The sequence below is a fragment of the Sutterella massiliensis genome, assembly GCF_016899755.1.
Classification (GTDB): domain Bacteria; phylum Pseudomonadota; class Gammaproteobacteria; order Burkholderiales; family Burkholderiaceae_F; genus Sutterella; species Sutterella massiliensis.
Genome location: NZ_JACJJC010000192.1, coordinates 1 through 678 on the forward strand (window position 1 = coordinate 1; position 678 = coordinate 678).

Below are 678 nucleotides of genomic sequence, written 5' to 3' on the forward strand. Positions count from 1 at the left end.
ACTACGAAGCGTGGAAGCGCAGCGGCATCATCGTCAATCACGCGGGCGAGCGCATCGTGAACGAAAAGGCATCGAACAACCACATCCTTCCGTATCTCCTCAAGGAAAAGGATGCGACGCTCTTCATGTTCATGGATGCCTATACATGGGAAGGCTTCTCGAAGAACCTGAAAAAGACCGGCATCACTGACGAGGAACTCCAGAAATGGATAGATGCCAACGGCAAGGGTGATACGCTTGTTATGCATGCCGATACGATCGAAGCTCTGGCAAAGCTGGCCGGTATGGATCCGGAGGTGCTCCAAAAGACCGTTGATCGCTACAACGGCTTCGTCGCCGAAGGCAAGGACGAGGACTTCGGCCGTCCCGTCGAATTCATGAAAAAGAAGATCGAACAGGGTCCCTATTGGCTTGTGGAGCAGAAGAGCCGATTCGCGACCTCTCTGGGCGGCGTAAAAATCACGCCGAAGCTTGAAGTGACGGATACGAACGGCAAAGCCATTCCCAACCTCTTCGCTTCGGGTGAAGTCGTCGGCGGTGTTCACGGGACCGACTCTGCGGCAGGTGCGAACATTGCCTGGGCCATTACCTCAGGCAAACTTGCGGCCGAGGCGATCGCAGAACATCTGAAGACCGAATAAGCTCCGGGTCGACGTGAGACTTGGCGCTCAAGACAGA

The 678-nt window shown here is 55.2% G+C and carries 1 protein-coding gene; it reads left to right on the forward strand.

Annotated features, from left to right (window positions below; translation table 11 throughout):
• Nucleotides 1–641 (forward strand): FAD-binding protein (locus H6A60_RS12110; protein ID WP_205104978.1); only part of this gene is annotated, 641 nt, incomplete at its 5' end.
• Between the last annotated feature and the right edge of the window lie 37 nt (nt 642–678).